A 14568-nucleotide genomic window follows, 5' to 3' on the forward strand; every position below is an offset into this window, starting at 1 on the left:
CGGGTCAGCGCAGCGCCATCCGGCAATATGCCCCATAAAAAACCCGCCGAAGCGGGTTTTTTATTAGTTGCTGGTATCCAGCTCGTCGAAGCTCTTCACCAGATCGTCAATCGCTTTGATCTGTTTCAGGAACGGCTCCAGCTTATCCAGCGGCAGCGCGGATGGACCGTCGCATTTCGCGTTAGCCGGATCCGGGTGCGCTTCAATGAACAGACCCGCCAGGCCGGTTGCCATACCGGCGCGCGCCAGTTCGGTCACCTGCGCACGACGCCCGCCAGACGCGGCGCCAAACGGGTCGCGGCATTGCAGGGAGTGGGTCACGTCGAAAATCACCGGAGACTGGTTAGAGACGTTCTTCATCACGCTGAAGCCCAGCATATCCACAACCAGGTTGTCATAACCGAAGTTTGAACCACGGTCGCAGAGGATCACCTGGTCATTACCGCCTTCGATAAACTTGTCGACGATGTTACCCATCTGGCCAGGGCTCACGAACTGCGGTTTTTTCACGTTAATCACGGCACCGGTTTTCGCCATCGCTTCTACCAGGTCAGTCTGGCGAGCGAGGAACGCCGGAAGCTGAATGACGTCTACCACATCAGCCACGGGCTGAGCCTGAGACGCTTCGTGCACGTCGGTGATCACTTTCACGCCAAACGTCTGTTTCAGCTCCTGGAAAATCTTCATCCCCTCTTCCAGGCCCGGGCCACGGTAGGAGTGAATGGAGGAGCGGTTGGCTTTGTCAAAAGAGGCTTTAAACACGTACGGGATGCCCAGCTTTTGGGTTACGGTCACGTAATGTTCGCAGATACGCATAGCGAGATCGCGGGATTCCAGCACGTTCATACCGCCAAACAGCACGAACGGCAGGTCGTTTGCCACGTTGATATCACCAATGCTAACCACTTTTTGTTTCATAGGATCGCCTTATTCAGGTGTGAATCGGAATTAAGATTAATGCAGTGTAATGTGTTTATGCGCGATCGCGTTGATCTGCGCGCGGATCATTTCGCTGATCGGATCTTCCGGACATTGCTCGACGAAATAATTCAAATCATTCAGCGCCACGTGCTCGCAGTCGAGCTGCGCATAAATCAGGCCGCGGTCGCGGATTTCGTACGGATCTTCCGGATTGAACTGCAACAGTACTTCGCTTGCGCGCAGAGCCAACTCCATCTGCCGCTCTTCCATCAGCGCAGACTTCAGCGTGTCTAACAGCTTGCGGATCACTTCGGCGTTATCGGCTTCATCGAGATCTTCATTGAACAGCTCAGCTATCGGGCTAATGTTGCCTTTCAGCCAGACGTCCAGCGTATGCTCATCCAGCGTGTCGCCGTTAAACGGATTGATTAACCACATTTCACCGTCCAGCCACTCGGCCCGCAAAATCATCTGCGTCGGGAAAATGACCGGCACCAGAGGAATATCCAGCTGGTGCGCAACCCACAGTAAAATGGCACCCAACGCGACGGCACTGCCCTGACGATTTTTCAACACCTGGTCCAGCCACAGTGCGTCAGACAGGCGGTACACGCCTCGCGTGTCGCAGAAACCCCATTCGCCGTAGAAAAGCTCAATCAGCTTCTCTAGTTGCCAGTCCTGCGGACGTGCCTGATTGATCTCTTCGCGCGCCAGTCTGACCAGATTCTCCAGTTCAGCGTAAACGTACTGTGACGTGAAATCGTCGCGGATCATCTCTGAAATCAGGACCATACCATCGCAGAGCGGCACTTTGTTAAATTCGAAATCGGCTAAGGACCTCATGACTTACCCCAGTAACGGTATTCTTGTGGTGGCGAGTTTAATGATGATGTACAGCACCACCAGCCCCAGCAGAAAGGCGATAAACCCTGTCTGCTGGCTGCGCGGACGATAACGCCCAAGCGCGATAAAACCCAAAACGATGTAGATGATAACGCCAAACAGCTTTTCAGTCAGCCATGCGCCTTTATCAGTAAATGGCAGATAGCCGGTTTTCCACATTAACCCGGCGCCGGAAAGGAACAGCACCGTGTCGATACAGTGCGGGGCGATGCGTACCCAGCGCGCGTTAATCAGCGGATTGTTGCTGTAGCGCCACCAGTAGCGGGCTATGAAAAAGCCAATGGTCAGGGCAACGGAAACCAGGTGAACGGAAATCAGCAGCGTAAACAGGCTCATGACCACTGCCCCAGCGTCAGACGTTCATTGCCGCCGTAATCCCGGCAGGTTTCCACGGCAGCGTATCCGGCCCCCGTAAACAGCGCTCGCACCGCCTCCCCCTGCGTCCAGCCATGTTCTACCAGCAGCCAGCTACCAGGAAGCAGATGTTGTCGTGACGTTGTCACAATGTGATCGAGATCTGCAAGGCCCTGATTCGCAGCAACCAGCGCGGTCAGCGGTTCAAAACGCACGTCGCCCTGCGCAAGATGCGGATCGTCTTCGTCGATATAGGGCGGATTACTGACAATCATGTCGAACATGCGGCTTTCAAGCGCGGCAAACCAGCTGGATTGCAGAACGGAAACATTGTTCAGCCCCAGCCGTTCAACGTTGCGCCGCGCGAGGGCGACCGCATCAGGCATCACGTCTACCGCCGTCGCGGTGCAATCCGGCCGCTCGCTGGCAAGCGCCAGCGCAATCGCACCGGTGCCGGTACCGAGATCGAGGATCTGACACGGCTGCGCCGGTAAACGCGCCAGCGCCTGCTCCACCAGACATTCGGTATCCGGGCGTGGAATCAGCGTTGCCGCTGAGACATAAAGCGGGAGCGACCAGAACTCACGTTCACCGACAAGATGCGCCACCGGCTCACCGTTTTTACGGCGGGCAAGCAGCGTAGCGAGCTGCGCTTGCTGCTCAGCGGTCAGTGGCGTCTCACCGAATGCCAGCAGATACGTACGGGCTTTACCCGTTATATGTTCCAGCAAAATTTCGGCGTCGCGTTTTGGGCTTTCGCTTGCGGAAAGCTCACCGGCGGCCTCACGTAACCAGCGCTGAAAATCCATTATTCCTGCTCGGAAAGCGCCGCCAGCTGGTCGGCCTGGTATTCCTGCACGATAGGCTCAATGAGCATATCGAGCTTGCCTTCCATCACCTCATCCAGACGATAGAGCGTCAGGTTGATGCGGTGGTCAGTTACGCGCCCCTGCGGGAAGTTATAGGTGCGGTTACGATCGCTACGGTCGCCGCTGCCCAGCAGGTTACGTCGGGTAGAGGCTTCCGCCTGCTGGCGTTTCGCCGTTTCCGCCGCGTGGATGCGGGCGCCCAGCACGGATAACGCTTTAGCTTTGTTCTTATGCTGGGAACGTTCATCCTGACACTCAACCACAATCCCGGTGGGCAGGTGAGTAATACGGATAGCGGAGTCGGTGGTGTTAACGTGCTGACCACCCGCCCCTGAAGAGCGGAAGGTATCGATACGCAGATCCGCCGGGTTGATATCCGGCAGTTCCGCTTCCGGCAGCTCAGGCATGACCGCCACCGTACAGGCAGAGGTATGAATACGGCCCTGTGATTCGGTCGCCGGGACGCGCTGCACGCGGTGACCGCCTGACTCAAATTTCAGTCGACCATATACGCCCTCACCGCTGATTTTGGCGATAACTTCTTTATAACCACCATGCTCGCCTTCGTTAGCGCTCATGATCTCCACGCGCCAGCGGCGGGATTCGGCGTAACGGCTGTACATACGGAACAGATCCCCGGCGAAGAGCGCCGCTTCGTCGCCGCCGGTACCGGCGCGGACTTCCACAAAGGCGTTACGCTCATCATCCGGATCTTTTGGCAACAGAAGCACCTGGAGCTGCTGCTCCATCTCTTCTGAACGCGCTTTCGCGTCCTGCAACTCTTCCTGCGCCATCTCGCGCATCTCAGGATCGTCAAGCATCATCTGCGCGGTTTCGATATCTTCCTGGACCTGTCGCCAGTCGGTAAAGCATTTTGAAACATCACTTAACTGCGCGTATTCACGCGACAGCGCGCGAAAACGTTCCTGGTCGGCAATGGTCCCGGCATCGCCGAGCAGCGCCTGGACTTCTTCATGGCGCTCGTGCAGAGCTTCCAGTTTAGCGACGATAGAAGGCTTCATAGGCGTAAATGCACCTTGTCTTAGAAAATGGGTATAGGGCGCTATTCCAGCCCGAGGCTGTTGCGCAGAATAGTCAGGCGTTCATCGTCCCCGTCACGGGCAGCCTGCTGAAGAGATTTGGTTGGCGCATGGATCAGGCGGTTGGTCAATTTCCAGGCCAGATCCTGCATAATCGCCTGCGCGTCGCCGCCCTGTTCAAGGGCCGCCAGCGCTTTGGCCGTCAGGTCATCACGCACCTGCTCCGCCTGACCGCGGTACTCGCGGATAGTCTCGCTGACGCTTTGCGCGCGCAGCCAGGCCATAAATTCACTGGTTTCCTGCTCAACGATAGTTTCCGCCTGCACTGCCGCCGCTTTACGCTGGGCAAGGTTGTGCGAAATGATGGTTTGCAGGTCGTCCACGCTGTAGAGGTAGGCGTTGGCCAGTTTACCCACTTCCGGTTCGACATCGCGCGGAACGGCGATATCCACCAGCAGCATCGGCTGATTGCGGCGGGATTTCAGCGCCCGCTCGACCATCCCTTTCCCGATAATCGGCAGCGGGCTGGCGGTAGAGCTGATAATAATGTCCGCCTCTTTCAGACGTTCATCGATGTCGCTCAGCGCAATCACCTCCGCGCCCACTTCATCTGCCAGCACCTGCGCACGTTCGCGGGTGCGGTTGGCGATGATCATCTTCTTCACCTTGTGTTCGCGAAGATGGCGCGCCACCAGTTCGATGGTTTCGCCCGCCCCCACCAGCAGTACGGTGACGGTCGACAGGGATTCAAAGATTTGACGGGCAAGGGTACAGGCCGCGAAAGCAACCGAAACCGCACTGGCACCAATGTCAGTTTCGGTTCGCACACGCTTCGCCACGGAGAATGACTTCTGGAACATTCGCTCCAGTTCGCTGGCTTTCAGATGCCCTTTCTGGGAATCCGCGAAGGCTTTTTTCACCTGGCCGAGGATCTGCGGCTCGCCCAGTACCAGCGAATCCAGACCGCTGGCGACGCGCATTAGATGGCTGACCGCATCGTTATCCTGATGCCAGTACAGGCTGTTGCGCAGCTCTTCTTCGTTGAGGTTGTGGTAGTCACATAGCCAGCGGATCAGCGCCTCGTGCAGGTTGTCCTGCTCCTCCACGCTTAAATACAGCTCGGTACGGTTGCACGTCGACAACACCACGCCACCCTGCACCATCGGTTGTGCAAGCAGGCTGTCCAGCGCCAGGTCGAGCGTATCCGGCGAAAACGTAACGCGTTCTCGCAGTGAAACCGGGGCTGTTTTGTGGTTAATACCGAGTGCTAATAGGGTCATGTTGAGCGGGAGTAGTACCAGCGTTAATAAGGTTAGCAGGACGCATCATACAGGATGCGCGAGATCAATAAAAGAGACTGCACCCTTTCGGAGTAATAGCTTACGCCACGCTTTGAGATAATTTGAACGTAGACGGTGGCACCCTTCAACGCTAGCATTAACAATTATAACTGCAACGTATCTCAAGGATTTGTCATCATTATGACCCGAATGATTCGCCTGCTGCCTCTGGCGGCCCTGGTTCTGACCGCCTGTTCCGTTCATCAGCCGAAAGGCCCGGGCAAAAGCCCTGACTCACCGCAGTGGCGTCAGCACCAGCAGGACGTGCTGAAGTTAAGCCAGTACCAGACCCGCGGTGCGTTTGCCTATCTCTCTGACGAACAGAAGGTTTACGCCCGTTTCTTCTGGCAGCAAACGGGTCAGGACAACTATCGCCTGCTGCTGTTGAACCCGCTGGGCAGTACCGAACTGGAGCTTAACGCGAAGCCTGGGGAAGCGCAGATCACCGACAACAAAGGCCAGCACTACACGGCCACCGACGCCGAAGAGATGATTGGCAAGCTGACCGGGATGCCGATTCCGCTCAATAGCCTGCGCCAGTGGATCCTTGGTCTGCCGGGTGATGCAACCGACTATACGCTTGACGATCAATACCGTCTGAGCCAGGTGAACTACACCCAGGGCGGTAAAACCTGGAAAGTGGTGTACAGCGCGTATGACAACAAAACGCAACCGTCGCTGCCATCCAACATGGAGCTGACGCAGGACAGCCAGCGTATCAAGCTGAAAATGGACAACTGGATCGTTAAATGATGACCCACTGGCCCTCTCCCGCAAAACTGAACCTGTTTCTCTACATTACCGGGCAGCGCGCTGACGGCTACCACACCCTGCAAACGCTGTTTCAGTTTGTCGATTACGGCGACACGATCTCAATCGAACCGCGTCAGGACGGGCAAATTTGTCTGCTGACGCCGGTCGACGGCGTGGCGCATGACGATAATCTGATCGTGCGCGCTGCTCGCCTGCTGATGAAAACGGCGTCGTCGTCGGGTCGCCTGCCTGCGGGAAGCGGTGCGGATATCCGTATCGACAAGCGCCTGCCGATGGGCGGCGGTCTGGGTGGCGGTTCGTCAAACGCCGCGACCGTCCTGGTGGCGCTTAACCACCTCTGGGGCTGCGGCCTGACTGCGGACGAACTGGCAGCGTTAGGGTTGACGCTGGGCGCCGATGTACCGGTGTTTGTGCGCGGCCACGCGGCGTTTGCTGAAGGAGTGGGTGAAATCCTCACGCCGGTCGACCCGCCAGAAAAGTGGTATCTGATTGTTCACCCAGGGGTAAGCATTCCTACCCCAGTCATTTTTAAAGATCCTGACCTGAAAAGAAATACCCCGGTACGGTCAATAGATACGTTATTAAATTGTGAATTCAGCAACGATTGCGAGGATATCGCAAGAAAACGTTTTCGCGAGGTTGATGCGGTGCTTTCCTGGCTGTTAGAATACGCGCCGTCGCGCCTGACCGGTACAGGGGCCTGTGTCTTTGCTGAATTTGACACCGAATCCGCCGCCCGTCAGGTGCTTGAGCAAGCGCCGGATTGGCTGCATGGTTTTGTAGCACGCGGGATGAACACCTCCCCCCTACAGCAGATCATTCTGGCGCAGACTGAGTTTCGGTGACAACGTCACCCTGTTCCAGACGTTGCATCGCGCTCTTTAATACACCGCCTGGATAGCGTTTGCTTAGGCCCCGCAGTTTGCGGCGAACGCTTTCCACCACTGGACGCATGCCTGAGGTTCTTCTCGTGCCTGATATGAAGCTTTTTGCTGGTAACGCCACCCCGGAACTAGCACAACGTATTGCCAACCGCCTGTACACTTCCCTCGGCGACGCCGCTGTAGGTCGCTTTAGCGACGGCGAAGTCAGCGTACAAATTAACGAAAATGTACGCGGTGGTGATATTTTCATCATCCAGTCCACCTGTGCTCCAACGAATGACAACCTGATGGAACTGGTTGTTATGGTCGACGCCCTGCGTCGCGCTTCTGCTGGCCGTATCACTGCTGTTATTCCTTACTTTGGCTATGCCCGCCAGGACCGTCGCGTCCGTTCCGCGCGTGTGCCCATCACCGCTAAAGTTGTTGCGGACTTCCTGTCCAGCGTCGGCGTTGACCGCGTACTGACGGTCGACCTGCACGCAGAGCAAATCCAGGGCTTCTTCGACGTGCCGGTTGATAACGTGTTCGGCAGCCCAATCCTGCTGGAAGACATGCTGCAACTGAATCTGGACAACCCGATTGTGGTTTCTCCGGACATCGGCGGCGTGGTACGTGCTCGTGCTATCGCGAAGCTACTGAACGATACCGACATGGCGATCATCGACAAACGCCGTCCGCGCGCTAACGTTTCGCAGGTGATGCATATCATCGGTGACGTGGCTGGCCGCGATTGCGTGTTGGTAGACGACATGATCGATACCGGCGGTACGCTGTGTAAAGCCGCTGAAGCGCTGAAAGAGCGTGGTGCGAAACGCGTATTCGCTTACGCCACTCACCCGATCTTCTCCGGCAATGCGGTTAACAACCTCCGTAACTCCGTCATTGACGAAGTTGTGGTGTGCGATACCATTCCACTGAGCGACGAGATCAAAGCGCTGCCAAACGTGCGTACGTTGACCCTGTCCGGGATGCTGGCCGAAGCGATTCGTCGTATCAGCAACGAAGAATCCATCTCTGCAATGTTCGAACACTGATCGAACATGGCCAAAAAACCCGCTACGGCGGGTTTTTTTGTTTATAGTATTTATTTGTATGACTAATGCCTCCTTCACCTGCCATTCATATGACAGATGATGCGCACACGGATGATAGATAATTGTGAAAAACGTAACCTCCTCACATGTTCTGCCCTTTCGCGCCCTCATCGACGCCTGCTGGAAAGAGAAATACACGTCGTCGCGCTTTGTGCGTGACCTGATAGCCGGGATCACCGTCGGGATTATTGCCATTCCGCTGGCGATGGCGCTGGCGATTGGTAGCGGCGTCGCGCCGCAGTACGGTCTTTACACGTCGGCGGTCGCCGGGATTGTAATTGCGCTGACGGGCGGGTCCCGCTTCAGCGTTTCAGGCCCAACCGCTGCCTTCGTGGTGATCCTCTATCCCGTTTCCCAACAGTTTGGTCTGGCAGGCCTGCTGGTCGCCACCCTGATGTCCGGCGTCTTTTTAATTTTGTTCGGTCTGGCCCGTTTCGGTCGCCTGATTGAATATATTCCTCTTTCCGTGACGCTGGGGTTCACCTCGGGGATTGGGATCACCATCGGAACCATGCAGATTAAGGATTTCCTCGGTCTGCAAATGCCCCATGTTCCGGAGCACTATTTACAGAAAGTGGGCGCGCTGTTTATGGCGCTGCCGACGGCCAACCTGGGCGATGCGGCCATTGGCATCGTTACCCTCGGCACGCTTGTCGTCTGGCCTCGCCTGGGCATTCGCCTCCCGGGGCATCTGCCCGCTCTGCTGCTGGGCTGCGCGGTGATGGGCGTCGTCAACCTGCTCGGTGGACAGGTCGCCACCATTGGCTCCCAGTTCCACTATGTTCTCGCGGACGGCTCACAGGGCAGCGGTATTCCGCAGCTGCTGCCGCAGCTGGTTTTGCCTTGGGACATGCCAGGTTCGAGCTTCACCCTGAGCTGGGATTCTCTTCGCGCTCTGCTGCCCGCAGCGTTCTCCATGGCGATGCTGGGGGCAATTGAATCCCTGCTCTGCGCCGTCGTGCTCGACGGCATGACCGGCACTAAGCACAAAGCTAACAGCGAGCTGGTCGGCCAGGGCTTAGGCAACATCGTTGCGCCGTTCTTTGGCGGTATTACCGCTACGGCTGCGATTGCCCGTTCCGCCGCGAACGTTCGCGCAGGGGCGACATCACCGGTTTCAGCGGTCATTCACTCCCTGCTGGTGATCATGGCGCTGCTGATCCTCGCCCCGCTGCTTTCATGGCTTCCGCTCTCTGCCATGGCCGCGCTGCTGCTGATGGTGGCATGGAACATGAGTGAGGCGCATAAGGTGGTTAACCTGCTGCGCCGCGCGCCGAAAGACGACATTATCGTGATGCTGATCTGCATGTCGCTGACCGTGCTGTTCGATATGGTTATCGCTATCAGCGTCGGCATAGTGCTGGCCTCGCTGCTGTTTATGCGCCGCATCGCGCAGATGACGCGTCTCTCCCCGGTTAACGTTGAGGTGCCTGACGATGTGCTGGTGCTGCGCGTGATTGGCCCGCTGTTCTTTGCTGCCGCAGAGGGATTGTTCAGCGATCTGGAGTCTCGTGTGGCGGGAAAACGGATTGTGGTACTGAAGTGGGATGCCGTCCCGGTGCTGGATGCCGGCGGTCTTGATGCCTTCCAGCGCTTTGTTGCCCGCCTGCCGGAAGGCTGCGAGCTTCGGGTGAGTAACCTGGAGTTTCAGCCCCTGCGCACCATGGCGCGCGCTGGCGTGCAGCCGATCCCTGGCCGATTGTCCTTCTACCCTAACCGTGAAGCTGCATTAGCGGATCTGTGAGTGATCTGATGCAGAGAAGCGTCTTTGCATCATCACCCCGATCGCCTGCTGGAGCCATTCAAGCACGGCAGGCGTCATCCACGTGCCTTTCATCAGATGCGGCTCCTGCTGCATGGCAAGGCGAAATTTTTGCTGAGTCTGCGGGTTCGTTCCCGCATAGGACTGGAATAAAACCAGCCAGTTTTCTGCCAGCTTTTGTGCATCGTCAGACGCGGGACTGAGATTATCCCGCTGCGCCTGATGCAGCTTCGCCACCAGCGGCGGCCACTCCATCATCCGGTCAAAGTAGTGCGCCCGGGTAAAAGCCATCTCCTCGGCAGAGAGATACTTCTCCCAGATGCTGAGCTTTGATTCGGCAAACGCCCGCGTGATGTAATCAGTTATCTCTGGCGTGATGCCGGTTTGCTCCTGCATCTGCGGCTCCACGCTGTGCATCTCGTTAAGACGGGTCAAAAATTCCGGTTTGCCTGCGGTATCCTGCTCTAGGCGTTCCATCCACCGTGAAGCCAAATCGGTCGCCCGCGCGTCCGTGACGCTGACGTTCTGTTCCAGCAAATGTTTAACCTCCGTCACCAGGCCTGACCAGATATTCGCCAGCGCCTCTTTCTCTGTTGCAAACGGCAGTAGCTGCAACTCTTCTTTACTAAACCAGCGATCGTACATATTCATTAACTCCAGAGACTGTAGCCAGGATTCCAGATCCGGCGTCACATCGTCGGTCAGCCCGGTACGCAATTCTACCAGCCGGTCGCGCAGCGTATGGATGCTACGCAGTTGCTTGTCCAGCAGAGTGATTTGCCCGTCGAGTAATTCGGCCAATGACAGCGAACGCTGTTCCAGAAAATCCCTGATTTCGGCAAGCTCCAGCCCGGCTTTTGCCAGCGTCTGGATCATATGCAAACGCTGCACGTCCGCAAGGTTATAAAACCGGTAGCCTGCCGCGCTTCTGGCAGAAGGTAACAACAGCCCTGTTTGCTCATAGTGATGCAACGTCCGCACGGTGATCCCCGCACGTTTCGCCAGTTCACCTACCTGTATCAACATAACGGCTCCTTTTGTTCTGCCAGTGTCGTTACTCTGGAGCCTTACGTTACGTGAGGGTCAATGCGTCATGCAAAAAAAAAACGACTTCAGATGAAGTCGTTTCGATGTTCTTTCTGGGGCACTAGCTATGCTTGCGCTGGTCGCGGCGGCAACGTTTATCGTAATGGCGCACCCACCAGTATTTATCGCAGACTTCTTCATGCCCGCTTACGCGCGCCCCGGCGAGCCACAATACTGCACCAAGGAAGATACTCAGCACCGCGCCATGCGCAAAGTATTGTGGGAGGTCAAGCTGCGGTAATTGGTTTAAGATTGAATAACCGACACCGGCGACCATCACGAACAGTCCCAACCCCATTAGCACGTTACCGAGCATTGAAGCGTTTTTGCGTTTCATATGTCACCTCCGGAACTTTGGGTTGTCAGGGGAAAAGCCCCTTCTCCTTGTGTGTAAAGTATAGACAACGCCTTTTATATGAGTTGCGTGAATGATCACAAATACTGATAACTGCCGTACAAAAATTTACAAATAAGACATTGAAGAGCTTGAAATTCTAATGGTTCAAATAAGAAATTATTCGCATTTCGTTGTACAACAGCCAGAACTTTGTCAAGCGGCGCGGCAGACAGTAAACTACGCCCCAGATCTGGAACCCTTTAGGAAGTAAATCGTGACGATTAAACTGATTGTCGGCCTCGCCAATCCGGGCGCAGAGTATGCCGCTACCCGCCATAACGCCGGTGCCTGGTATGTTGATCTGCTGGCGGAGCGTTTGCGCGCTCCCCTGCGTGAAGAACCCAAGTTTTACGGATATACCTCACGCATCAATCTTGCGGGTGCCGACGTGCGGTTGCTGGTGCCAACCACCTTTATGAACCTTAGCGGCAAAGCCGTGGCGGCCATGGCAACGTTTTATCGCATCAATCCGGATGAGATCCTGGTGGCCCACGACGAACTGGATCTGCCGCCAGGCGTGGCGAAGTTCAAACTGGGTGGCGGTCATGGCGGCCACAATGGTCTGAAAGACATCATTAGCAAACTGGGTAATAACCCTAATTTCCACCGTTTGCGCGTGGGAATCGGCCATCCGGGCGATAAAAACAAAGTTGTTGGTTTCGTACTGGGTAAACCACCGGTTTCTGAGCAGAAGTTGATTGACGAAGCGGTGGACGAAGCGGCCCGCTGCACCGAGATTTGGCTTCAGGACGGCCTGACGAAAGCCACCAATCGACTGCACGCTTTCAAAGCGCAATAATCGGCGCCCGGGGGCTTTTTTACCGCGCGTCGCGCGGGTTACGTGTATAATAGGCGTAGTTATTTACTTTTCTTCAATCGGTTATCTTTAACGGATTGATTATCAAGATATTAAGGTGATTTAGAAATGGGATTCAAATGCGGTATCGTCGGTCTGCCAAACGTGGGCAAATCCACCCTGTTCAACGCGCTCACCAAAGCAGGTATTGAAGCGGCGAACTTCCCGTTCTGTACCATCGAGCCGAACACCGGTGTTGTTCCTATGCCCGATCCGCGTCTGGACCAGCTCGCGGAAATCGTGAAGCCACAGCGCATCCTGCCAACCACCATGGAGTTCGTGGACATTGCGGGCCTGGTAAAAGGCGCATCCAAGGGTGAAGGTCTGGGCAACCAGTTCCTGACCAATATCCGTGAAACCGAAGCGATCGGCCACGTTGTGCGCTGCTTCGAGAACGACAACATTATCCACGTTAACAACAAAGTGGATCCGGCTGACGACATCGACGTCATCAACACCGAGCTGGCTCTCTCTGACCTCGACACCTGCGAGCGCGCAATTCACCGCGTGCAGAAGAAAGCCAAAGGCGGCGACAAGGACGCGAAAGCGGAACTGGCTGCGCTGGAAAAATGTCTGCCACAGCTGGAAAATGCGGGCATGCTGCGCGCCCTGAAAAACCTGACTGACGAAGACAAAGCGGCGATCAAATACCTGAGCTTCCTGACCCTGAAGCCAACCATGTACATCGCCAACGTTAACGAAGACGGTTTCGAGAACAACCCGTATCTGGACAAAGTGCGTGAAATCGCTGCGGCTGAAGGTTCTGTAGTGGTAGCGGTTTGCGCTGCCGTTGAATCTGATATTGCAGAGCTGGACGACGCCGACCGCGAAGAGTTCATGGCCGAGCTGGGTCTGGAAGAGCCGGGCCTGAACCGCGTGATCCGCGCGGGCTATGAGCTGCTGAACCTGCAAACCTACTTCACCGCTGGTGTAAAAGAAGTGCGTGCGTGGACCATCCCTGTCGGTGCGACTGCGCCTCAGGCGGCTGGTAAGATCCACACCGACTTTGAGAAAGGCTTCATTCGTGCGCAGACTATCGCGTTTGAAGACTTCATCACCTACAAGGGTGAGCAAGGCGCGAAAGAAGCAGGCAAGATGCGTGCGGAAGGGAAAGATTACATCGTTAAAGATGGCGACGTAATGAACTTCTTGTTTAACGTTTGATTCGTCTTGAGTCAAAAAAATCCACGCTTTGGCGTGGATTTTTTTTATAGAGTAACGAACTTATCCCCTTTTGCGCAGATAGAACTCGAGGAATTTTTAGGTCTATCCTGAAACGCACGCTCTTTGCCGTAGTTGTAAGCATCGTTAAAATATTTATACGTTTCCTCGAATTGATTTAGCTCGTAACAGACCATACCCAGGTCGATTAATGGTGCAATGTCTATATCCGAGCCACGTGTCCGTAATGTCGTCTCTCCCCATTTCTTTGCCTCAACGTAATCCGCGAGATCAAAATATGCGCTGTACATGCATGCAGAGATCCAGTTGGCGAACTCCCATTCAAGCTTTGGCTCAGGAAGAGCTTGCCAGGCTTTTTGATATTGCTCTAAGGCTCGGCGTATTTTTTTCATCGTGAAACTCGTTTCCTTTTTCAACAAAGGAGTTAATTTCAGATTCAATTTTTGGGTTTTCAAGGTCTTTCATGGAACAATGCTCCTTCATTGGAAATATTGGCATTATTCATCCGCAACTTTTATTAGGCTCTAGTTTGCTAATCTATAGCTCTCTATTTATAATTGATTTAAGCTTACCATTCTATATACCGCAATCAAAAAACCTTTCATTTGATTGCACTGCTAGCTCTCCCCATTCACGCCTACATTTAACTCCCTATATTAAAAGATCAAATAAGGTTTATGTAGAGACGCGCTAAAGGCGAGTAACTTCCCTCGCCGTATCCCTCAAAAGATATTATCCAACAATTATTGAACCTAGCAATATAATTTTATATCTGGCAGGTTGACTTTCACCTTGCGCCAATACAATATGAACATTTTTATTTTCCAAAAAACAAGAATAAATATACACATCAAGATTATTATATTTATAAGAAGGTTCTGGATCATCATGAAATGTCAAAGCCCTAACTCCAGAAATATTACTTACAATTTCTTTTTTTAATGAGTTATCGACATCCCAAAGAGGTGTTGCGTTTATATTACTGAATTCAATCTCAACATTTAAATATGGAATATGTATTTTTTCTGAAAAATCATAAAAACCATTCTCTTTCCCATCATATAAAGTTTTTCTAGGTTTGAAGTTATAAAATTTCAGGTTCATAA

At 54.5% G+C, this 14568-nt stretch carries 16 protein-coding genes; 6 read left to right on the forward strand and 10 right to left on the reverse strand.

Going from position 1 to position 14568, the window contains the following annotated elements:
* Positions 1-63 precede the first annotated feature (63 nt).
* From kdsA to hemA, 6 genes are read right to left on the reverse strand one after another with little or no spacing between them, the layout of a single operon-like run.
* Positions 64-918 carry a 3-deoxy-8-phosphooctulonate synthase gene (gene kdsA / locus G6Q29_RS02090; RefSeq protein ID WP_003856671.1) on the reverse strand — a complete coding sequence of 285 codons (855 nt, stop codon included), beginning with the start codon at positions 916-918 and terminating at the stop codon, positions 64-66.
* Positions 919-954: 36 nt separating this feature from the next.
* Positions 955-1764 (reverse strand): invasion regulator SirB1, encoded by an 810-nt coding sequence (gene sirB1, locus G6Q29_RS02095; RefSeq protein ID WP_165464343.1) that lies wholly within the window; start codon positions 1762-1764, stop codon positions 955-957.
* Between the two features lie 3 nt (positions 1765-1767).
* Complete coding sequence (gene sirB2 / locus G6Q29_RS02100) at positions 1768-2160, reverse strand: invasion regulator SirB2 (protein ID WP_165464344.1); 393 nt, start codon at positions 2158-2160, stop codon at positions 1768-1770.
* Positions 2157-2987, reverse strand: coding sequence for a peptide chain release factor N(5)-glutamine methyltransferase (prmC, locus tag G6Q29_RS02105; protein ID WP_165464345.1), 831 nt, complete (start codon positions 2985-2987; stop codon positions 2157-2159). The genes sirB2 and prmC overlap by 4 nt, the downstream gene beginning before the upstream one ends.
* On the reverse strand, positions 2987-4069 hold the full coding sequence (gene prfA / locus G6Q29_RS02110; RefSeq protein ID WP_165464346.1) for a peptide chain release factor 1: 1083 nt from the start codon (positions 4067-4069) through the stop codon (positions 2987-2989). The genes prmC and prfA overlap by 1 nt, the downstream gene beginning before the upstream one ends.
* 41 nt (positions 4070-4110) lie before the next feature.
* On the reverse strand, positions 4111-5367 hold the full coding sequence (gene hemA / locus G6Q29_RS02115) for a glutamyl-tRNA reductase (RefSeq protein ID WP_063452225.1): 1257 nt from the start codon (positions 5365-5367) through the stop codon (positions 4111-4113).
* A 201-nt stretch (positions 5368-5568) separates the two neighbouring features.
* Here hemA and lolB point away from each other — a divergent pair, with 201 nt between their 5' ends.
* The 4 genes from lolB to dauA all read left to right on the forward strand — a co-directional run bounded on the left by lolB (position 5569) and on the right by dauA (position 9923).
* Positions 5569-6180: a lipoprotein insertase outer membrane protein LolB gene (gene lolB / locus G6Q29_RS02120; protein WP_165464347.1), complete on the forward strand. Its 612-nt coding sequence runs from the start codon at positions 5569-5571 to the stop codon at positions 6178-6180.
* Positions 6177-7046: a 4-(cytidine 5'-diphospho)-2-C-methyl-D-erythritol kinase gene (gene ispE / locus G6Q29_RS02125; protein ID WP_165464348.1), complete on the forward strand. Its 870-nt coding sequence runs from the start codon at positions 6177-6179 to the stop codon at positions 7044-7046. The genes lolB and ispE overlap by 4 nt, the downstream gene beginning before the upstream one ends.
* Before the next feature lie 125 nt (positions 7047-7171).
* A complete protein-coding gene (gene prs / locus G6Q29_RS02130) occupies positions 7172-8119 on the forward strand; it encodes a ribose-phosphate diphosphokinase (protein ID WP_003856663.1) in 948 nt (315 codons plus the stop codon).
* 124 nt (positions 8120-8243) lie between these two features.
* Positions 8244-9923 carry a C4-dicarboxylic acid transporter DauA gene (gene dauA / locus G6Q29_RS02135; protein WP_165464349.1) on the forward strand — a complete coding sequence of 560 codons (1680 nt, stop codon included), beginning with the start codon at positions 8244-8246 and terminating at the stop codon, positions 9921-9923.
* On the opposite strand, the gene G6Q29_RS02140 is transcribed toward dauA, so the two are convergent.
* Both G6Q29_RS02140 and ychH read right to left on the reverse strand, forming a co-directional pair.
* Positions 9909-10967: a MerR family transcriptional regulator gene (locus G6Q29_RS02140; RefSeq protein WP_165464350.1), complete on the reverse strand. Its 1059-nt coding sequence runs from the start codon at positions 10965-10967 to the stop codon at positions 9909-9911. The two genes, dauA and G6Q29_RS02140, sit on opposite strands and share 15 nt — an antisense overlap.
* Before the next feature lie 121 nt (positions 10968-11088).
* Positions 11089-11364: a stress-induced protein YchH gene (gene ychH, locus G6Q29_RS02145; RefSeq protein ID WP_003856655.1), complete on the reverse strand. Its 276-nt coding sequence runs from the start codon at positions 11362-11364 to the stop codon at positions 11089-11091.
* Positions 11365-11638: 274 nt separating this feature from the next.
* On the opposite strand from ychH, the gene pth reads away from it, so the two are divergent.
* Both pth and ychF read left to right on the forward strand, forming a co-directional pair.
* Positions 11639-12223: an aminoacyl-tRNA hydrolase gene (gene pth / locus G6Q29_RS02150; protein ID WP_006810922.1), complete on the forward strand. Its 585-nt coding sequence runs from the start codon at positions 11639-11641 to the stop codon at positions 12221-12223.
* A 126-nt stretch (positions 12224-12349) separates the two neighbouring features.
* Positions 12350-13444, forward strand: coding sequence for a redox-regulated ATPase YchF (gene ychF, locus G6Q29_RS02155; protein WP_003856650.1), 1095 nt, complete (start codon positions 12350-12352; stop codon positions 13442-13444).
* 44 nt (positions 13445-13488) lie between these two features.
* Here the strand turns inward: ychF and G6Q29_RS02160 are convergent, their stop codons facing one another.
* Positions 13489-13854, reverse strand: a complete 366-nt coding sequence (locus G6Q29_RS02160; RefSeq protein ID WP_242692983.1) for a hypothetical protein — start codon at positions 13852-13854, stop codon at positions 13489-13491.
* A gap of 340 nt (positions 13855-14194) precedes the next feature.
* Positions 14195-14566 carry a hypothetical protein gene (locus tag G6Q29_RS02165; RefSeq protein ID WP_165464351.1) on the reverse strand — a complete coding sequence of 124 codons (372 nt, stop codon included), beginning with the start codon at positions 14564-14566 and terminating at the stop codon, positions 14195-14197.
* Positions 14567-14568 lie beyond the last annotated feature (2 nt).

It is taken from the genome of Enterobacter cloacae (assembly GCF_011078175.1).
Classification (GTDB): Bacteria; Pseudomonadota; Gammaproteobacteria; order Enterobacterales; family Enterobacteriaceae; genus Enterobacter; species Enterobacter cloacae_Q.